Raw genomic sequence first — 20960 nt, 5'->3', positions numbered from 1 at the left:
CTCCATATGACTGATTACCTTCAATCGCGGGGCAAGCCCGCTCCCACGGGTAGGAAAACAATAAATAGCAATGTTATATTGTATCAATACTATAACACTGCCAAGGAACCCCGCAGCCCATGCGTCGCTTACCCCTCCGCCTCTCCCCTCTCGCCGCCGCCGTCTGGCTCGCCTCGCCGCTGAGCCAGGCCGTGGAGCTGGAAACCCAGGTCATCACCGCCAACCCGCTGGGCAACAGCGAACTGGCCGCCCCCACCACCGTGCTCGAAGGTGACGACCTGACCCTGCAACAAAAAGGCAGCCTCGGCCAGACCCTCAACAACCAGCCAGGCGTCGCCTCGACCTGGTTCGGCCCGGGCGCCAGCCGTCCGGTGATTCGCGGCCTGGACGGCGATCGCATTCGTATTTTGCGCAACGGCGTTGGCGCCCTGGACGCTTCGTCACTGTCTTACGATCATGCCGTGCCGCTGGATCCGGCCACCGTTGAACGCATCGAAATCGTTCGTGGCCCGGCCGCCCTGCTGTATGGCGGCAACGCGATTGGTGGGGTGGTCAACAGCTTCGACAACCGCATTCCCACTGCCCCCATCGACGGCATTCATGGCGCCGGTGAGCTGCGCTACGGCGGCGCCGACACTACCCGCAGCAGCGCTGGAAAGCTGGAAGCCGGTGACGGTCGCTTCGCCTTGCACCTGGATGCCAATAGCCGCCAGTTCAACGACCTGCGCATCCCCGGCTACGCGCGCAGTTCCAAGGTCCGCGATGCCGATGATCCGGGCAGCCGACACAAACTGGACAACAGCGACGGTCGCCAGGACGGCGGCGCCATCGGCGGCTCTTACCATTGGGACCACGGCTATACCGGCCTGTCCTACAGCCGCTACGACTCCAACTATGGCTCGGTGGCCGAACCCGGCGTGCGCCTGGACATGCAACAGGATCACTACGGTTTCGCCTCCGAACTGCGCGACCTCGATGGCCCCTTCAGCTCGCTGAAATTCGACGTTGGCTACACCGATTACCAGCATCGCGAGATGGAAGGCGGCGAAGTGCACACAACCTTCAAGAACAAAGGTTACGAAGCGCGAGTCGAAGCCCGGCATCAACCCTGGGGACCGGTGGAAGGGGTGATTGGCGCCCAGGTCAGCCGCAACGAATTTTCCGCCCTCGGTGAAGAAGCCTTCGTCCCGCAGAGCGATACCAATAGCCTGGCGCTGTTCATGCTCGAACAATGGCAAGCCAGCGAGCGCCTCAACCTGAGCCTGGGGGGGCGCCTGGAGCACACCCGGATCGATCCCGACAGCCAGGGCAGCGAGCGTTTCGCGCAGGCCGACAGCGCCAGCAGTTTCACCGCGGCCAGCCTGTCATCCGGCGCGGTCTACACGCTGACACCCATCTGGTCGCTGGCCGCGACCCTGGGCTACACCGAGCGTGCGCCGACCTTCTACGAGCTGTATGCCAATGGTGCCCATGTCGCCACCGGCACCTATGAAGTGGGCGATCCGGGGCTGAGCAAGGAGAAGGCGATCTCCAGCGACCTGGCCCTGCGCTTCGACAACGGTGTCCACAAAGGCAGCGTTGGTGTGTTCTACAGCCATTTCCGCAACTACATCGGCCTGCTGGCCAGCGGCAACATGCGCGAAGGCCACGACCATGATCATGACCATGGCGCTGAAGACCACGACCACGACCATGATCACGATCATGACCACGCCGGTGACGTGCCCGAGTACCTGTACAAAGGTGTGCGCGCCCGCTTCTATGGCATCGAGGCCCTGGACCGTTGGCAGCTGGCGCAGAACCACTTGGGCAGCTTTGCCCTGGAACTGTCCGGTGACTACACCCGCGCCAAGAACCTCGACAGCGGCGAAGACCTGCCGCGCATTGCCCCGCTGCGCCTGAACAGCGGCTTGCTGTGGGAACTGGACCGCTGGCAGGCACGGGTTGACGTGCAACACGCCAGCGCCCAGCACCGCAAACCGGACAATGAAACCAGTACCGATGGCTACACCACCCTCGGCGCCAGCCTCGGCTATCGCTTCGACATCGGTCAGAGCCAGTGGCTGGCCTTTGTCCGCGGTGAGAACCTCACTGACCAGACGGTGCGCTATGCCAGCTCCATCCTGCGTGACATCGCGCCGGCGCCGGGGCGCAGTGTCGAGGTAGGCCTGCGTACCAGCTTCTAATCGGTGTAGGAGCGGATTTATCCGCGATGGACTGCGTAGCAGGCCCATTGTTGGGGCCGTTACGCGCCCCATCGCGGATGAATCCGCTCCTACAGTACAAGCAGTTCCCAGCGAACTGTTACCAATCCAGCAACGGTCCCTCTTGTTGAATTGACTTTTTTTCTTACAAATTCAGCTATATCCTCTCCGCCGCAAGCTGAACCGCTTCAGTCAATCCCCCAGAAGCCTAATCGCCGACGATCCCCAGGACCCGGCGCACTTGACGTTTTTTCAATAATCAAAAGATAGCGCTATCTCATGCCTCAGATTCATCGTTTCCGCTTTTCCCCCGCCACCCGGACACTGCTTTCGGGTCTGGCCATCGCCAGCCTGGCCCCCTGTGCCCAGGCCGCTGCGATGTTCGCCAGCGACTCGCCATGGATGCTTGGCGATTGGGGCGGCACCCGCACGGAGCTGGCTGAACGCGGCTACGACTTCACCCTCGGTTACACCGGCGAGATGGGCGCCAACCTGCATGGCGGTTATGACGACGACCAAACGGCGCGCTACAGCGGCCAGTTCGCCCTCGGCACGCACCTGGACCTGCAGAAGATCCTCGGCTGGCACGACGCCGAGTTCCAGCTGACCGTGACCCAGCGCCATGGCGACAACATCAGCAACGACCGCATCAACGACCCCCGGGTCGGCGGTTTCACCTCGGCCCAAGAAGTCTGGGGCCGTGGCCAGACCTGGCGGCTGACTCAGATGTGGATCAAGCAGAAGTACTTCGACGGCGCGCTGGATGTGAAATTCGGTCGCTTCGGCCAAGGCGAAGACTTCAACAGCTTCCCCTGCGACTTCCAGAACCTGGCCTTCTGCGGCTCCCAGGTGGGCAACTGGGCCGGCGACATCTGGTACAACTGGCCGGTCAGCCAGTGGGCCCTGCGGGTCAAGTACAACCTCACGCCGGAGCTCTACGCGCAGATCGGTGCCTATGAGCAAAACCCTTCGAACCTGGACCGTGGCAACGGTTTCAAGCTCAGCGGCAGCGGCACCCAGGGTGCGGTGATCCCGGTCGAGCTGGTCTGGAGCCCGGCGGTCAATGGCCTGCCAGGGGAATATCGCGCCGGTTACTACTACAGTAATGCCAAGGCAACTGATGTCTACAAGGACAGCAACGACCAACCGGCAGCACTGAGCGGCCAGGCTTATCGCAGCAGTTCGAGCAAGCACGGCTTCTGGCTCGGTGCCCAGCAACAGTTGACGTCGCTGGCTTCCGACCACTCCCGTGGCCTGAGCGTGTTCGCCAACGCCACGTTGCACGACAAGAAGACCAATGCCATCGACAACTATGTTTCGGCAGGTGTGGTGTACAAAGGGCCCTTCGACGCCCGCGCCAAGGACGACATCGGTTTCGCCCTGGCCCGCGTGCACGTCAACCCCGCTTACCGCAAGAACGCCAAAGCGCTCAATGAAGCCAACGGCGTCAGCGACTACAACGACCCCCTGTTCCGTCCGATCCAGGACACCGAATACAGCGCCGAGCTGTACTACGGCATTCACCTGGCCGACTGGCTGACCGTGCGCCCGAACCTGCAGTACATCCGCCACCCCGGTGGCGTGAACCAGGTCGACGACGCGCTGATCGGCGGGATCAAGATCCAGAGCAATTTCTAATCGCCCTTTTCACGTAACGGAGAACACACGATGAGCACAGAAGGTGCCCTTGGTAGAACCCGCTGGCTGCCGCGCCTGATTGGCGTGTTGTTGCTGCTGATGGGCCTGGCCCTGCTGGCGGGCGGCATCAAACTGAGCCAGCTCGGCGGCTCGCTGTACTACCTGATTGCCGGGATCGGTTTCGCCCTGTCCGGTATCCTCTTGCTGGCCCTGCGCCGCCACGCTCTGGGCCTGTACGGCGTGGTGCTGCTGGGCAGCACGCTGTGGGCGCTGTGGGAAGTGGGCCTGGACTGGTGGCAACTGGTGCCGCGCCTGGCTCTGTGGTTCGCCCTGGGTGTAGTCCTGCTGCTGCCATGGGCGCGTCGCCCGCTGGTTGGCAATCCGTCGAAGATCAACCCGGCGCTGCTGAGCCTGGCCGTGATTTTGTCCGGCGCCACCGCCGTCGCCAGCCAGTTCACCCATCCGGGTGAGATCAAAGGCAAACTGGGCCGCGACAGCGCTGGCCTGAACAGCACCGCGCCGCAGATGCCCGATGGCGAATGGCAGGCGTACGGCCGCACCGAATTCGGCGACCGTTATTCGCCGCTGCGCCAGATCACCCCGGACAACGTGCACAAGCTGCAGGAAGCCTGGCGTATCCGCACCGGTGACCTGCCAACCGACAACGACCCGGTAGAGTTGACCAACCAGAACACTCCGCTGAAGGTCAACGGCATGCTCTATGCCTGCACCGCCCACAGCAAAGTGCTGGCCCTGGACCCGGACACCGGTGCCGAGATCTGGCGCTTCGACCCGCAGATCAAAAGCCCGGTAGGCTTCAAGGGCTTTGCCCACATGACCTGCCGTGGCGTTTCGTATTACGACGAGAACAACTACCTCAGTGTTGACGGCAGCCCGGCGCCGAAAATCTCCGACGCCGGCCAGGTTGTCGCCCGCAGCTGTCCGCGTCGCCTCTACCTGCCTACCGCCGACGCCCGCCTGATTGCCCTGAACGCCGACACCGGCAAGGTCTGTGAAGGTTTTGGCAACCAGGGTGTGATCGACCTGACCACCGGTATCGGCCCGTTCACTGCCGGTGGCTACTACTCCACCTCGCCTGCGGCGATCACCCGTGAACTGGTGATCATCGGTGGCCATGTGACCGACAACGAGTCGACCAACGAACCGTCCGGGGTGATTCGTGCCTACGACGTTCACGATGGTCGCCTGGTGTGGAACTGGGACAGCAACAACCCGGATGAAACCGCACCGCTGGCCCCCGGCAAGACCTACAGCCGCAACTCGGCGAATATGTGGTCGCTGGCCAGTGTCGACGAAAAACTCGGCATGGTCTTCCTGCCCCTGGGCAACCAGACCCCAGACCAGTGGGGCGCTGACCGCACTCCGGGCGCCGAAAAATTCAGCGCTGGCATCGTCGCCCTGGACCTGAGCAACGGCAAGGTGCGCTGGAACTACCAGTTCACTCACCATGACCTGTGGGACATGGACGTCGGCAGCCAGCCCACCCTGCTGGACCTGAAGACCGCCGATGGCGTCAAACCTGCCCTGATTGCCCCGACCAAACAAGGCAGCCTGTACGTGCTTGATCGTCGTGACGGTACGCCGATCGTGCCGATCCGCGAGATCCCGGCTCCGCAAGGTGCTGTCGAAGGCGACCATACCGCCCCGACACAAGCCCGCTCCGACCTTAACCTGCTGGGCCCGGACCTGACCGAACAAGCCATGTGGGGCGCCAGCCCGTTCGACCAGATGCTCTGCCGCATCCAGTTCCGCGAGCTGCGCTACGAAGGCCAGTACACCCCACCGTCGCTGCAGGGCAGCCTGGTGTATCCGGGTAACGTTGGCGTGTTCAACTGGGGCAGCGTCTCGGTCGACCCGGTGCGCCAGCTGCTGTTCACCTCGCCGAACTACATGGCGTTTGTCTCGAAGATGGTGCCGCGTGAGCAAGTCGCCGCCGGTAGCAAGCGCGAGAGCGAGACCAGTGGCGTCCAGCCGAACACCGGCGCTCCGTACGCGGTAATCATGCACCCGTTCATGTCGCCACTGGGCGTACCGTGCCAGGCGCCTGCCTGGGGCTATGTGGCCGGTATCGACCTGACCACCAACCAGGTGGTGTGGAAGCACAAGAACGGTACCAGCCGTGACAGCTCGCCGATCCCGATCGGTCTGCCGATTGGCGTGCCAAGCATGGGTGGTTCCATCGTCACTGCCGGTGGCCTGGGTTTCCTCAGCGGCACCCTGGACCAGTACCTGCGTGCCTACAACACCAACACCGGCAAGGAGCTGTGGAAAGCGCGCCTGCCAGCAGGCGGTCAAGCCACGCCGATGACCTACACCGGCAAGGACGGCAAGCAATACGTCCTGGTGACCGCTGGTGGCCACGGCTCGCTAGGGACCAAAATGGGCGATTACGTAATCGCTTACAAATTGGCTGAGTAAAAATCATCGCAGGGCAAACTCGCTCCCACCGGCCTCTGTGGGAGCCGGCTTGCCCCGCGATCAAGCCAAACCATTGAAACCACCCCCAACCCGCCCCATCTAAGCACCATAGCCATTTACGCAGGTGCCCCATGAGCGATCAGCAGGATCTACCCGAACATCCCGAGGACCACGCCGAAGTCGAGCATCCTGACGCCTCCCGACACACCGGCCACAACCTCGCCCTGCCCGGTCAGCAACTGCCGGAAAGGGTCTATGTGATCCCGATCCACAACCGCCCGTTCTTCCCGGCACAAGTTCTGCCGGTCATCGTCAACGAAGAACCCTGGGCTGAAACCCTGGACCTGGTGTCGAAAACCCCACATCATTCCCTGGCGCTGTTCTTCATGGACACCCCGCCGGAAGACCACCGCCATTTCGACACCTCGGTACTGCCGCTGTACGGCACCCTGGTCAAGGTTCACCACGCCAGCCGCGAGAACGGCAAGCTGCAGTTCGTCGCCCAGGGCCTGACCCGGGTACGCATCCGCACCTGGCTCAAACACCATCGCCCGCCCTACCTGGTCGAAGTCGAATACCCGCATCAGCCGAGCGAGCCAACCGATGAGGTCAAGGCTTACGGCATGGCCCTGATCAACGCGATCAAGGAGCTGCTACCGCTCAATCCGCTGTACAGCGAAGAGCTGAAGAACTACCTCAACCGCTTCAGCCCCAACGATCCGTCGCCGCTGACCGACTTTGCTGCGGCCCTGACCTCGGCGACCGGCAACCAGCTGCAAGAAGTGCTCGACTGCGTGCCGATGCTCAAGCGCATGGAAAAGGTCCTGCCGATGCTGCGCAAGGAGGTCGAGGTCGCGCACCTGCAGAACGAGATTTCCGCCGAAGTGAACCGGCAGATCGGCGAGCATCAGCGCGAGTTTTTCCTCAAGGAACAACTCAAGGTCATCCAGCAGGAACTGGGTCTGACCAAAGACGACCGCAGTGCCGATCTGGAACAGTTCGAACAGCGCCTGCAGGGCAAGACCTTGCCGGCAGCGACGAAAAAACGCATCGACGAGGAAATGGGCAAGCTGTCGATCCTTGAGACCGGTTCCCCCGAATACGCCGTGACCCGTAACTACCTGGACTGGGCGACCGCCCTGCCCTGGGGCGTGTACGGCAAGGACAAGCTCGACCTCAAGCACGCACGCAAGATCCTCGACCAGCACCATGCCGGGCTGGATGACATCAAGGACCGTATCCTCGAGTTTCTCGCCATCGGCGCCTGGAAAGGTGAAATCAGCGGTTCCATCGTCCTCCTGGTAGGCCCGCCCGGTGTCGGTAAAACCAGCATCGGCAAGTCCATCGCGCAATCCCTGGGCCGGCCGTTCTACCGTTTCAGTGTCGGCGGCATGCGCGACGAGGCCGAGATCAAAGGTCACCGGCGTACCTACATCGGCGCCCAGCCGGGCAAGCTGGTACAGGCACTCAAGGACGTCGAGGTGATGAACCCGGTGATCATGCTCGATGAGATCGACAAGATGGGCCAGAGCTACCAGGGCGACCCGGCCTCGGCGCTGCTGGAAACCCTCGATCCGGAGCAGAACGTCGACTTCCTCGACCACTACCTGGACCTGCGCCTGGACCTGTCCAAAGTGCTGTTCATATGCACCGCCAACACCCTCGACTCGATCCCCGGACCGTTACTGGACCGCATGGAAGTGATTCGCCTGTCGGGCTATATCACCGAAGAAAAACTGGCCATCGCCAAGCGCCACCTGTGGCCCAAGCAGCTGGAAAAAGCCGGTGTCAGCAAGAGCAGCCTGAGCATCAGTGACAGTGCCCTGCGCATCGTTATCGAGGGCTATGCGCGCGAAGCAGGGGTGCGCCAGCTGGAAAAACAGCTGGGCAAACTGATACGCAAGGCGGTAATGCAACTGCTGGAAAACCCCGAGGCGAAGATCAAGATCGGTCCCAAAGACCTCGAAGCGTCCCTGGGCATACCGGTGTTCCGTAGCGAGCAGGTATTGTCGGGTAAAGGCGTGATCACCGGGCTCGCCTGGACCAGCATGGGCGGCGCTACCCTGCCGATCGAGGCAACGCGTATCCACACCCTCAACCGCGGCTTCAAGCTGACCGGCCAGCTGGGCGATGTGATGAAAGAATCGGCCGAAATCGCCTACAGCTATGTCAGCGCCAACCTCAAGAAGTACGGCGGTGAACCAGCCTACTTCAACGAAGCTTTCATCCACCTCCACGTACCGGAAGGCGCGACGCCCAAAGACGGCCCCAGTGCCGGCGTGACCATGGCCAGCGCCCTGCTGTCCCTGGCCCGCGACCAGGCGCCGAAAAAAGGCGTGGCGATGACCGGCGAGCTGACCCTGACCGGGCAAGTCCTGCCGATTGGCGGGGTACGCGAGAAGGTCATTGCCGCACGGCGGCAGAAGATCTTCGAACTGATCCTGCCGGAAGCCAACCGCGGTGACTTCGAAGAGCTGCCCGACTACCTCAAGGAAGGCCTGAGCGTGCATTTCGCCAAGCGCTTCAGTGATGTCGCCAAGGTGCTGTTCTGAGGTATTGAATGCATCGCGGGACAGCTCGGCTTGTCCCGCGATCATCTTCGGTTATGCTGCGCCTTCGACTTCTCTCTGGAGCCAACATGACTGCCGCCCGCCTGCTCGCTGCCCTGAGCCTCGCCCTGCTCACCGCCTGTGCCCAGCAGCCCCACCACACTGTCGAACTGGAAAAACAGAGCGACTGCCCGCTGCAACTGCAAACGGGGCAGAATCTCACCCTGACCCTGCCCAGCAACCCCAGCACCGGCTATCGCTGGCTGCTGCAAAATCCCGCCAGCGGGATCCTGCGCAGCCTCGGCCCCGAGGTCTACAGCCATCCGGAAGAAGCCGGCGTGGTCGGCAGCGCCGGTCAATCGGTATGGCGCTTCCAGGCCCAGGCCGCAGGCGAAGGGCATTTGCTCCTGGTTTACCAGCAACCCTGGGCGCCGGAAGTGCGTCCGGTGCAGACCTTCGACTGTGACATCAGTGTGAAGTAACCGCGCTGGTCAGCCAGGCCATGCATCTGGCGGCAAGTTTGGCTAAAATGCCCGCCTTTTACCGCCTAACGCCTGGATTGCCGCCGTGAGCAAAGAACCCGACCGCCTATTCGCCCAGCCGCTTGGCCAGGTGCCCGACTTCGCCTTCAACGAAGACGTGGTGCGGGTGTTCCCGGACATGATCAAGCGCTCGGTGCCAGGTTACCCGACCATTGTCGAGAACCTCGGCGTGCTGGCTGCCCAGTTTGCCCGGCCGAACACCGCACTGTATGACCTGGGCAGCTCGCTGGGCGCGGTGACCCAAGCCCTGCGCCGTCATGTGCGCAGCGACGGGTGCCGGGTGATCGCGGTCGACAATTCTGCGGCCATGGTTGAACGCTGCCGGCAGTACCTCACCGCCCAGGACTCGATGTTCCAGGAGCTGCTGCCGGTCGAGGTGATCGAAGGTGACATCCTCGCCCTGGACTTCCAGCCGGCGTCGGTAGTGGCATTGAACTTCACCTTGCAGTTCATCGCCCCTGAACAGCGCCTGGAGCTGCTTGCTCGCATTCGCACCTCGCTGCTGCCGGGCGGCGCCCTGATCCTCTCGGAGAAGCTGCGCTTCAACGACCCGGACGAACATGCCCTGCTCACCGACCTGCATGTCGCCTTCAAACGCGCCAATGGCTATAGCGAACTGGAAATCGCCCAGAAGCGCAGCGCCATCGAGAACGTGATGAAGCCCGACAGCCTTGAGGAACACCGCGAACGCTTGCTGGCGGCCGGTTTTTCCAAGGTCGTGCCCTGGTTCCAATGCCTTAACTTTGCCTCGTTGATTGCCCTGCCATGATTGATCTTTCCCCACTGGTCCGCCGTCTGGCGGGCACCCCCCTGGCGCAATGGTCGCAAGGCCTGCAAGCGCAACTCGATGCCAAGATGGAGAAAGGTCACGGCGACCTGGAACGCTGGCAGAATGCTCTGGACGCGTTGCCGCCACTGGTGCCGAGCACGGTTGACCTGGTCAACGGCCTGAACCTTGATAGCGACTGCGACCAGGACACCCGCGAGCGCATGCGCCAGGCGCTGATGGGCTTGTCGCCGTGGCGCAAAGGGCCCTTTGATCTGTTCGGCGTACACGTCGATACCGAATGGCGCTCGGACTGGAAGTGGTCGCGGGTTGCCCCGCACCTGGACCTCAAGGGCAAACGCATTCTCGATGTCGGCTGTGGCAACGGCTATTACCAGTGGCGCATGCTCGGGGCCGGTGCCGACAGTGTGATCGGCGTCGACCCCAACTGGCTGTTCTTCTGCCAGTTCCAGGCCGTGCAGCGCTACCTGCCGGAACTGCCTGCCTGGCACCTGCCATTCGCCCTTGAAGACTTGCCGGCCAACCTCGAAGGCTTCGACACGGTGTTTTCCATGGGCGTGTTCTACCACCGCCGCTCACCCATTGAGCACCTGCTGGCGCTCAAGGACTGCCTGGTAAAAGGTGGCGAGCTGGTGCTGGAAACACTGGTGATCGAGGGTGACGAAAATCAGGTATTGGTGCCCGAAGATCGTTATGCGCAGATGCGCAATGTCTGGTTCCTGCCTTCGGTGCCGGCCCTGGAGCGCTGGTTGCGCCGTGCAGGTTTCAGCGATGTGCGCTGCGTCGATGTCAGCGTTACCAGCATCGAAGAACAACGCAGTACCGAATGGATGCGCTACCAGTCGCTCAGCGACTTCCTCGACCCGGCCGACCACAGCCGTACCATCGAAGGCCTGCCCGCGCCACGTCGCGCGGTTCTGGTGGCACGCAAATAAAAAAAGGCGCCCGCATGGGCGCCTAATATTCACCTTTTCCAAAGGAGCGGAGGAGCTTCTAAGGTGAATGGAGCTACTCTTTGACCACCTGCTGCTGAGCGTTTTTGCGCTTCTGCGCATCGGACGTGGCAACCGCTTGATCCTTCTTGCCGTGGACCTGCTCCTGGCTCAGGCGAAAGTTCTCCCAGAACTGTTTCGAACGTTCCGCGCCGCCTTCGGCCAGCGCGGCACCACTCCCCAGGGCCAGAACGCCCATCAGCGCATACTTGATCAGGCTCATGTTGCTCACCTCGTGATTGAATTTCAGTACGGTTCAATCTTACGAAAGGCAAGCTAACGACAAGGTGAGGCGGACATTACAGTGTTGCAAGAAACGCCCTACAGCAGCGTCAGTGGGTACTCGACGATCAGGCGTACCTCGTCCAGGTCAGACTCGAACGCCGTGGCTCGCGTCGTGGCCTGACGCATGCGCAGCGACAGGTCTTTGAACGTTCCCGACTGCACCACATACTTCGCTTCTATATCGCGCTCCCAGCGTTTCTGATCGGTCAGCGGATTTCCCTCGGCGTCACGGCGCATGTACACGCCGTTGGCATCTGAATAGTCGATACCACTGCCGCGACCATAGCGCGTCATGAAGCTCAACCCGGGCACGCCGTAAGCGGCCATGTCCAGGTCATAGCGCAGCATCCACGAACGCTCCTTGGGTGAGTTGAAGTCGCTGTACTGGATCGAGTTGTCCAGATAGATCGAGTCGGACTGACGCAAGTAGTCGAAATCGTTGTCGCCCTGGTTGCGCTGATGGGTCAACGCCAGGGTGTGGGCGCCATAGCTGAAGCCTACCCTGGCGCTCCAGATATCGTTGTCGAACTTGTCGAGCAGTTGCTGACCCTGATCCTTGGCCTTGTAGTAATTGAAACTGGTAAACGCGGCGAGCTGATCAGTAATCGGGTACTGATAGCTGGCGCCTGCGTAGTACTGGTCCCAGGCATCCTTCAGACGGCTGCTGTAGAGACTGAGACTAAGGTTGTCGGTGGCTTGGTAGTCGCCACCGAAGTAGCCAAGCCAGGGCGAGTCGACAGGGCCGGCATAAAAGGTCTCGAAGCCGTCACGGTTGTTGCTCGAGAGCGGTTGACTCATGGCATGCAGACGCCCGCCCTGCACGGTGAGATTTTCCAGCGTGGTGTTTTCCAGGGTCCAGCCAGTGAAGCTTTCCGGCAGCAGGCGCGAGTCGCCAAAGTGCACCACGGGTGTGGTCGGGAACACATCGCCCACTTTGATTTCAGTGTCGAATAGCCGCGCCTTGAGTGCGCCGCCCAGCTTGCTGAAGTTGCTTGCGGTGTTGCCGTTGCTATCAACTGGCAGCATGTCGAATGAGCTGCGCCCGCCACTGCGGCCATCGCCGCTGTCGAGCTTGAGCGCCAGCATGGCATGGGCATCCAGGCCAAAACCGACGGTACCTTGGGTATAACCCGACTGGAAACGGGCGATAAAGGCCTGGGCCCAGGCCTCGGCATAACCGGCTTTACCGGTGGGTGATTCGCCGCCCTTGCGATAGTCGCGATTGAAGTAGAAATTGCGACTGAGCACAGTAAGGCTACTGTCTTCGATAAAACCCTGGGACGCAACGGATGCATTGCTGACGGAACAACTGGCCAGGGCCAGGACGCCGGTAACACAGGCTGTGGTTTTATTCCCCATCTTCAACTCCTGATTATTCGCCGTAATACGCACGACGGCCGCTGATGCGGCCGCCGTGGGTATCCTGACAAGGGCTGAATAACTCGAAGATGAGCGCGAAATTACAGTTTCGTCACCTCACCGCCCTCCTCTTCTTCGTCCTTGCGGTGTGCCCGGTAGTACAAGGCCGGCAGCACCAACAGGGTCAATGCCGTGGAGGAGAGAATCCCGCCAATTACCACGGTCGCCAGCGGTCGCTGCACCTCAGCGCCGGTGCCGGTGGCCAGGGCCATGGGAATAAAGCCCAGGGAAGCAACCAGCGCGGTCATCAGCACCGGTCGCAGACGGGTCAGCGCACCTTCGTCGATGGCCTGGCGCAATGGCCGCCCCTGCTCACGCAAACCGCGGATAAAGGCAATCATCACCAAACCGTTGAGCACGGCCACACCCGACAAGGCAATGAAGCCCACGCCGGCTGAAATCGATAACGGAATATCCCGCAGCCACAACGCCACCACGCCCCCCGTCAGGGCGAAAGGAATGCCGGTAAACACCAGCAAGCCGTCCTTGAGGTTGTTGAACATCATGAACAGCAGGCCAAATACCAGCAGCAAGGCGACCGGCACCACCACTTGCAGGCGCTGCGCTGCCGACTGCAACTGTTCGAACTGGCCGCCCCAGCGAATCCAGTAGCCCGCCGGGATGCTGACCTGGCTGTCGATGCGTTCGCCAGCCTCCTCGACAAACGAGCCGATATCACGACCCCGTACGTTGGCACTGACCACCACCAGGCGTTTGCCGTCTTCACGACTGATCTGGTTGGGCCCCTGGACAAGCTGCAGGCTGGCGACATCGGCGAGGGTGATGAAGCCGATCTGGCCATTACCCGCCGTCCCTGCCGGCACCGGGATCAACAGCTGCGACAGACCGTCAATGTCGGTACGCAGGTTGTCGGACAGGCGCACGACCATGTCGAAACGACGGTCGCCCTGGTACAGGGTACCGGCCTGACGACCGCCGACAGCCACGGCGATGGTGTCTTGCACATCGCCGACATTGAGCCCATAGCGCGCCGCCTTGTCGCGGTCGACGTCAATGGTCAGTACCGGCAATCCCGAGGTCTGCTCTACCTTGACCTCCGAGGCCCCCGGCACTGCCTGCATGGCTGCGGCGATCTGCCCGGCAGTGCGATTGAGCTGATCCATATCGTCGCCGAAGACCTTCACTGCGACATCACTGCGCACCCCGGAAATCAGCTCGTTGAAACGCAGCTGGATCGGCTGCGACAGCTCGTAGTTGCTGCCCGGCACCCGCGCGCTGGCACGTTGGATATCGGCGATCAACTCCTCGCGCGACTTGTCCGGGTCCGGCCACTGGTCCTGCGGCTTGAGCATCACATAGCTGTCGGAGATGTTCGGGGGCATCGGGTCCGAGGCGATTTCCGCCGTACCGGTACGCGCAAACACCCGCTCGACCTCTGGCACCTGGCTGAGCACGCTCTGCTCCAGCTTCTGCTGCAATGCCACCGACTGGCTCAGGCTGGTGCCGGGCACTCGCAAGGCCTGCAGGGCGAAGTCACCTTCACTCAGGCTCGGTACGAACTCGCTGCCCATGCGACTGGCCAACACGCCAGACAGCAGCACCATCACCGCCGCGACGCTGAACGCCAGTGAACGATGGCCCATGACCCATTGCAACAGCGGTGCATAGCCACGCTTGGCACTGCGCATCAGCAGGTTCTCGTCTTCCTTGACCTTGCCGGTGACAAACAGGGCAATCGCCGCGGGCACGAAGGTCACCGACAGCAGCATCGCACCGAGCAAGGCAATCACCACGGTGAACGCCATCGGGTGAAACATCTTGCCCTCGACGCCGCTCAGGGCAAAGATCGGCAAGTACACCACCATGATGATCAGTTGCCCGTAAATCAGCGGCCGGCGTGCCTCGCGGGCAGCATTGAAGACTTCATGAAAACGCTCGGAGCGGGTCAACAAACGGCCATGATGCTGCTGGGCGTGGGCCAGGCGGCGGATAGCATTCTCGACGATCACCACCGCGCCATCGACGATGATGCCGAAGTCCAGCGCCCCCAGGCTCATCAGGTTGGCGCTGACCTTATTGCTGAACATGCCGGTGAAGGTGAACAGCATCGACAGCGGAATGATCATTGCGGTGATCAGTGCGGCGCGGATGTTGCCCAGAAACAGGAACAGAATCACGATCACCAGGATCGCGCCTTCGATCAGGTTCTTCTTCACCGTGGCAATGGCCTTGTCGACCAGGTTGGTGCGGTCATAGACCGTCACCGCGCTGACCCCGGCCGGCAGCGAGCGGTTGATCTCCACCAGCTTCTGCGCCACCGCCTGGGACACGGTGCGGCTGTTCTCGCCAATCAGCATGAACACCGTGCCGAGCACCACTTCGCGGCCGTTCTCGGTTGCTGCGCCGCTGCGCAGCTCTTTGCCGATGCCGACTTCGGCGACATTGCGCACGCGGATCGGGGTACCGTCGATGGTGGTCAGGACGATATTGGCGATGTCCTCGATCCCGGCCAGCTGCCCTGGCGCACGGATCAGTAGCTGCTCGCCACGACGCTCGATGTAACCGGCACCGACGTTGGCGTTGTTGCGCTCCAGGGCGGTGAGCAAATCGGCCAAGGTCAGCTTGTAGGACGCCAGGCGCTTGGGATCGGGAGCAATCTGATACTCCTTGGCGAAACCGCCGATGGTGTTGATCTCTGCCACCCCACGCACATTGCGCAACTGCGGCTTGATGATCCAGTCCTGGATCTCGCGCAGGTCGGTCGGAGTGTAGGGGCTGCCGTCTTCCTTGCGTGCATTCTCAGCGGCCTCCACCGTCCACAGGAAAATCTCACCAAGGCCGGTGGAGATCGGCCCCATTGCAGCTTCGACCCCCTCGGGCAATTGCCCGCGGGCTTGTTGCAGGCGTTCGTTGACCAGTTGCCGGGCGAAGAACAGGTCGGTGCCCTCTTCGAAGATCACCGTCACCTGTGACAGGCCCGAACGCGACAGCGAACGGGTCTGCTCAAGGCCCGGCAAGCCGGCCATGGCCGTCTCGATGGCAAAGGTGATGCGTTGTTCGGTTTCCAGCGGCGAGAAACCCGCCGCCTGAGTGTTGATCTGGACCTGGACGTTGGTGATGTCCGGGACCGCATCGATCGGCAGCTTCTGGTAGCTGGCAACACCCAGACCGGCCATCAGCAGCACCGCCAGCAGCACGATCAGGCGCTGCTCGATGGCAAATTGAATAAGGCGTTCGAACATGACAGGTACTCGCGCAGGTCAGTGGGCGTGCTCGGCGCTGGCTTTGCCCAGCTCCGACTTGAGAACGAAGCTGCCCAGGGCCGCCACCTGCTGCCCGGCTTGCAGGCCCTTGCGGATTTCGACATAGCCATTGGCGCTGGCGCCCAGCTCCACCGCCTGCGCGACGAAGCCTTCGCTTGTACGCACGAACACGGTGGGTTTTTCTTCGAGACTCTGGATCGCCTGATCGGGTACCGCCAGGGCCGCAGCAAAGGTTTCGCTCGGCACCTGCACGGCGACAAACAGGCCTGGGCGCCAGGCGCCGCGCGGGTTATCGAGAGTGACGCGAACGCTGGCGGTACGGGTTTGCTCGCCGAGCAGGCTGCCGACATGGCTGATCCGCCCTTCAACCTGTTCACCCAGCTCACTGGCAACAATGTTCACGGTCATACCGGCGCGGACCTTTCCCAGGTCCCGCGGCGCCACGCCAAAGGTCGCCCAGACCCGCGACAGGTCGGAAAGGGTGAAGGCGGCGCTGGTTTCGTTGACTACCTCCCCCGGCACCAGGTGCTTCTCGACGATCTGCCCGGCAAAGGGCGCGCGCAGCTCGTAGCGGTTGCCGCCGGCCAGCACCGTGGTACCGCTCAGGGCGCTGATTTTCTGCCGGGCGTTGGCCTGGGCAATTTCAGCCTCCTGCAAGGCCTGGCGGGCTTGCAGGTAGTCCTGCTCGGCGGAAATACCTTCCTGCCACAGGTCCTTTTCACGCTGATAAGTACTGCGCGCCAGCTCCAGACGCCGCTGGCTCGCGGCCAACTCGCTGCGCTGTTCGGAAATCTGCGGACTGGCGATTACCGCCAGCAAATCACCGGCCTTGACCTGCTGACCGAGCACCACGGCAACCGACTCCACCACCCCGGCGGCACGAGGCACCATATGCGCGGTGCGATCCTCATCAAAACGGATCTCACCCGGCAGCGACAAGCTGCGCTGCAATTGTCGCGGGGCTACGGCAGCGAGCTCGATACCGGCCAGATCAATCTGTTCCTGGCTGAGCTTGATCGTGCCCTCTTCCTCCTCATGGCCCTGCTCGGACTCGGCATGCCCGTGCTCGCCCTTTTCTTCCTCGTCGTGATCACCTTCAGCATGCTCGTGGGCAGCCGCGGGCGCAGCGCCCCCTTGTAGCGGACCGGCCTGGCGCGCCAGCAACGCACCCAGCCCCAGGCCCAACAACAAGGCCGCGATCAGCAGCGTTGTGGACTTCTTGTTCATGCAGACTCCTTAGCACTCGCCGCTGAACGCGGCGACGATCAAAGATGGAGAGAAACGATCAGGGCTTAGCGACTGGCCAGGCTCAGGTCGCCGAAAATCCGTTCCAGACGCACCCGCGCTTCACTGCGCTGGGCCTGGGCCTGGAGGTACTGCAGGCGGGCCGCAACCAGGGTGCGCTGGGCATCGAGCACGTCGAGAAAGGCAAACTTGCCGCGCTCAAAGCCTCGGGTGGCGGCGTCCACCGCCTGTTGCGCCGAAGGCAGGATCGAGCGGTCGAAGTCCCGCACTTCCTGGGCTGCCGTGCTCCATTGAGCCAGGGCTTGGACCACTTCACTGCGCAGCCGCAGTTCGGCGCCGTTGCGCTGGTCGCGGGCCTGATCGGCGCGGCGCGCTGCGGCCAGGATGTTGCCCTGATTGCGATCGAACAGCGGAATCGGCAACGACAGCCCGACCACGTTGACGCGCTCGCGATCGGTTTCGCTGTACTGGCTGCCGACACTCACGGTGAGGTCGGGAATCCGTTGTGTGCGCGCAAGGTTCAGCGCGGCATCTGTCTGGTCGATCTGCGTGCGCGCCAGACGCATGTCCGGCGTTTGCTCCAGGCGCTCAAGCAGCCGGGTGCGGCTCGGCACCTCGGGCTCCTTGTTGCCAACGCTTTCGACCCGGCTGAACTCAGCCATGGGCGCTCCGGTCGCTGCTGCCAGTTGCTGATAGGTAACGGTCAGCGCCTGTTCGGCACGCCCTAGCTCCAGGCGCACTTCGGACAGTTGCACCTGCGCCCGCGTCGCCTCCACTGGCGAGGCGCTGCCGGCCTTGACCCGTCCCTGCACCACTTGCAAAGCCCGTTCGCTCAAACGCAGTGACTGTTCGGCCAGTTGCAGGCCTTCCTGGGCCTGCACCGCCGCCTCGAAGGCGCCGATCACCTCAGCACGCAGAGCATTACCTTGGCGTTCAAGCTCCAGCCCAGCCAGCTCCGCATCACGTCCGGCCACGCCCAGCCGCGCGCCGCGCTTGCCGCCCAGCTCGAACATCTGACTGACGCTGACCGTGGTGGTCTGCGAGCCGTTGCGGGTGTCTTCAACTTCCCAGCTCAGCTCAGGGTTGGGCAGCACCCCCGCCTGGCGTCGTTCACCTTCGGCGATATCGATGCCCCAGCGTGCGACCGCCAGCTCAGGGTTGTTGGTCTGGGCGGTTTGCAAGGCGTTGTCGAGGGTCAGCACAGGGCCTTGGGCCAGCGCCACGGTGGGCAAGGCCAGCAATACCAGCGCCAGCAGAATACGGCCACGGCCTGTGCCGGGCCTGTCCAGGGTGCAAAACATGGCGGACTCCTGCGCCTTTTTGGAGCCCGCACTGTAGTAATCGAGGTTTATCCCCAAGATGACTCGAAAATTACAAATCTGTAATCCAACCAATGCCCTACGCAAGATGACTTAGTATCCGCCGCTTGATGCCCTTCAGCCCTTGACCTTCTAGCTACTTCAGGGTTGAAAATCACCGCCTTTCACATCACCGGGTCATTTCATGCGTTTACTGATTATCGAGGACGAGCTTCGCACCGCCGACTACCTGCAGCAGGGTCTGAGCGAGAACGGCTATATCGTCGATTGTGCCCACAGCGGTGCCGACGGCCTGCACCTGGCCCGCCAGCAGGCCTATGACCTGATCATTCTCGACGTCAACCTGCCTGAAATCGATGGCTGGACCGTGCTGCAGCGCCTGCGCGCCGACTCCAGCACACGGATCATGATGCTCACGGCCCATGGCCGCCTCTCGGACCGGGTCAAAGGCCTCGATCTGGGCGCCGACGACTACATGCTCAAGCCTTTCGAGTTTCCTGAGTTGCTCGCACGTATCCGCAGCCTGTTGCGCCGCAACGACCAGGCCCTGCAACCGAGCACCCTGAAAGTGGCCGACCTGGAGCTGGACCCGGGCCGCCACCGTGCTTATCGCAGCGGCCAGCGCATTGACCTGACGGCCAAGGAATTTGCCCTGCTGCATTTGCTGATGCGTCAGAGCGGCGAAGTGCTATCGCGCACGCAGATCATTTCACTGGTCTGGGACATGAATTTTGATTGCGACACCAATGTGGTTGAAGTCTCGATCCGCCGTTTGCGGGCCAAGATCGATGACCCCTTCGACGACAAACTGATCCACACCCTGCGCGGCGTAGGCTACGTGCTTGAGGCCCGCGAATGAAGCCGGCGCGGCTGTCCCTGCGCCTGGGCCTGAGCGTCAGCCTGATGGGCGCGGCGCTGGTCCTGCTGATGGCTTGCCTGGCGGTGCTTGCTCTCGACCATGAACTGGACAGCCGTGCGCAGAAAAGCCTGACAGCGAAGATGGCGCAGATCGAGCACGGCCTGAGCATCGACCTCAAATCGGGAGACCTGCAAACGTCTGCACACCCACTCCTGGATGTAGTGATGGGTCATGACAATCTGAGTCTGAGCGTGATCGCCCTGACCGGCCGGCATTCGGCCCTCTTGACCCTCGGCCCCGGGCTCGACGCCGAAGCCCTGCTGCAGATTCCCGGTAGCGCGCAGCTGGCCTTCCGGCAATGGCGCGACAGCGACGACAATCAGTTGCTGACCGCCTCGCGGCTGATGCGCTTGCAAGACGGCACCGAAGTACGCGTGCTGCTCACCATCAACCTCGCCGACGACCGCAGCCTGTTGCAGGCTTACCTGCGCTCGACACTACTGGCCCTGCCGCTGCTGGTGCTGTTGATCGGTTTTGCGGCCTGGAAGCTGGTGCAACGCGGCCTGAAGCCGCTAAGCAGGTTCCGCCGAATCGCTGAACAGGTTTCCGCCCAACAACTGGCCTTGCGGCTGCCGCTGGATGACTTGCCACAGGAACTCAGTGAGCTGGCCAGCACCATGAATGTCATGCTCGACCGTCTCGATGGCGGCGTGCAGCAACTGTCGCAGTTCTCCGACGACCTGGCGCATGAGCTGCGTACGCCGATCGGCAACCTGATGGGCAAGGCCCAGGTGACGCTGAGCCGGGAACGTCCCGTGGAGCAATACAAGGACGTGCTGGAAGCCAGCATCGAGGAACTGACCCGGCTCAACCGGATCATCAATGACATGCTGTTTCTCGCCCAGGTCAGTCAGCCTGACGCCCAGTTGCCACTCAAACCGGTAAACCTGGCTGATGAAGCCAAACGTGTCAGTGAGCTGTTCGAGTTCAGCAGTGAACAGAAAGACATCAGCCTGCGCTTGCACGGCTGGGGCACGATCATGGCTGATCGTTTGATGGTGCAGCGGGCGTTGTCGAATCTGCTGAGCAATGCCATACGCCATAGCCCCGAGGGTCTGCCGATTGATATTGCGGTCGAGCGCTGTGGCGATGAGGTCCGCCTGTCGGTGGAGAACCAGGGGCCGGGGATTGAGCAAGCCCACCTGCCACGCCTGTTCGAACGCTTTTACCGGGCGGGGTCAGGACGTTCGCGACTGGAGGGGGGGACCGGCTTGGGGTTGGCGATTGTGAAGTCGATCATGCACGTGCATGGCGGGCGGGTTGAGGTGAGCAGTGAATTGAATGGTTTGACCCGGTTCAGTCTGGTCTTTCAGGGGTCGTAGACTGCATCGCGGGGGAAAACCCCCCCCCCCCACTAGGGCGAGGTCTTCCCCCCCCGTCTTTCCCAACCCCCCCCCT

14 protein-coding genes are annotated in these 20960 nt (G+C 62.3%); 9 read left to right on the top strand and 5 right to left on the bottom strand.

Features of this window, described 5'->3' with window-relative positions; translation table 11 throughout:
• The first annotated feature begins 119 nt into the window (after positions 1–119).
• The 7 genes from ACO6VD_RS06885 (at position 120) to cmoB (ending at position 11094) form a co-directional block, all read left to right on the top strand.
• A complete protein-coding gene (locus ACO6VD_RS06885) occupies positions 120–2186 on the top strand; it encodes a TonB-dependent receptor (RefSeq protein ID WP_422417896.1) in 2067 nt (688 codons plus the stop codon).
• A gap of 297 nt (positions 2187–2483) precedes the next feature.
• The gene (locus tag ACO6VD_RS06880; RefSeq protein WP_422417895.1) at positions 2484–3842 is read left to right on the top strand and encodes a carbohydrate porin; all 1359 of its coding nucleotides are present in this window, start codon (positions 2484–2486) and stop codon (positions 3840–3842) included.
• Positions 3843–3872: 30 nt separating this feature from the next.
• Positions 3873–6281: a glucose/quinate/shikimate family membrane-bound PQQ-dependent dehydrogenase gene (locus tag ACO6VD_RS06875; RefSeq protein ID WP_422417894.1), complete on the top strand. Its 2409-nt coding sequence runs from the start codon at positions 3873–3875 to the stop codon at positions 6279–6281.
• Positions 6282–6412: 131 nt separating this feature from the next.
• Positions 6413–8833: an endopeptidase La gene (gene lon / locus ACO6VD_RS06870; RefSeq protein ID WP_422417893.1), complete on the top strand. Its 2421-nt coding sequence runs from the start codon at positions 6413–6415 to the stop codon at positions 8831–8833.
• Positions 8834–8919: 86 nt separating this feature from the next.
• On the top strand, positions 8920–9312 hold the full coding sequence (locus ACO6VD_RS06865) for a protease inhibitor I42 family protein (RefSeq protein ID WP_422417892.1): 393 nt from the start codon (positions 8920–8922) through the stop codon (positions 9310–9312).
• Between the two features lie 85 nt (positions 9313–9397).
• On the top strand, positions 9398–10141 hold the full coding sequence (cmoA, locus tag ACO6VD_RS06860; RefSeq protein WP_422417891.1) for a carboxy-S-adenosyl-L-methionine synthase CmoA: 744 nt from the start codon (positions 9398–9400) through the stop codon (positions 10139–10141).
• Positions 10138–11094 carry a tRNA 5-methoxyuridine(34)/uridine 5-oxyacetic acid(34) synthase CmoB gene (cmoB, locus tag ACO6VD_RS06855; protein ID WP_422417890.1) on the top strand — a complete coding sequence of 319 codons (957 nt, stop codon included), beginning with the start codon at positions 10138–10140 and terminating at the stop codon, positions 11092–11094. The genes cmoA and cmoB overlap by 4 nt, the downstream gene beginning before the upstream one ends.
• A gap of 73 nt (positions 11095–11167) precedes the next feature.
• Here the strand turns inward: cmoB and ACO6VD_RS06850 are convergent, their stop codons facing one another.
• The 5 genes from ACO6VD_RS06850 to ACO6VD_RS06830 all read right to left on the bottom strand — a co-directional run bounded on the left by ACO6VD_RS06850 (position 11168) and on the right by ACO6VD_RS06830 (position 18625).
• Positions 11168–11374, bottom strand: coding sequence for a hypothetical protein (locus ACO6VD_RS06850; protein WP_422417889.1), 207 nt, complete (start codon positions 11372–11374; stop codon positions 11168–11170).
• A gap of 98 nt (positions 11375–11472) precedes the next feature.
• Entirely contained in the window at positions 11473–12795 is a 1323-nt protein-coding gene (locus ACO6VD_RS06845; protein WP_422417887.1) for an OprD family porin, read from the bottom strand.
• 101 nt (positions 12796–12896) lie between these two features.
• Positions 12897–16058: a CusA/CzcA family heavy metal efflux RND transporter gene (locus ACO6VD_RS06840; protein WP_422417886.1), complete on the bottom strand. Its 3162-nt coding sequence runs from the start codon at positions 16056–16058 to the stop codon at positions 12897–12899.
• An 18-nt stretch (positions 16059–16076) separates the two neighbouring features.
• Positions 16077–17306, bottom strand: coding sequence for an efflux RND transporter periplasmic adaptor subunit (locus ACO6VD_RS06835; RefSeq protein ID WP_422417885.1), 1230 nt, complete (start codon positions 17304–17306; stop codon positions 16077–16079).
• Positions 17307–17371: 65 nt separating this feature from the next.
• On the bottom strand, positions 17372–18625 hold the full coding sequence (locus ACO6VD_RS06830; RefSeq protein ID WP_422417884.1) for a TolC family protein: 1254 nt from the start codon (positions 18623–18625) through the stop codon (positions 17372–17374).
• A gap of 202 nt (positions 18626–18827) precedes the next feature.
• On the opposite strand from ACO6VD_RS06830, the gene ACO6VD_RS06825 reads away from it, so the two are divergent.
• Positions 18828–19502, top strand: a complete 675-nt coding sequence (locus ACO6VD_RS06825) for a heavy metal response regulator transcription factor (RefSeq protein WP_422417883.1) — start codon at positions 18828–18830, stop codon at positions 19500–19502.
• The gene (locus ACO6VD_RS06820; RefSeq protein ID WP_422417881.1) at positions 19499–20884 is read left to right on the top strand and encodes a heavy metal sensor histidine kinase; all 1386 of its coding nucleotides are present in this window, start codon (positions 19499–19501) and stop codon (positions 20882–20884) included. The genes ACO6VD_RS06825 and ACO6VD_RS06820 overlap by 4 nt, the downstream gene beginning before the upstream one ends.
• The last annotated feature ends 76 nt before the right edge of the window (positions 20885–20960 follow it).

Origin of the sequence: Pseudomonas sp. GZD-222, assembly GCF_049310525.1 — a bacterium.
Lineage (GTDB): Bacteria > Pseudomonadota > Gammaproteobacteria > Pseudomonadales > Pseudomonadaceae > Aquipseudomonas.
The sequence above is the reverse complement of the archived record's forward strand: the minus strand, read 5'-3'. Positions and strand labels throughout refer to the sequence as shown.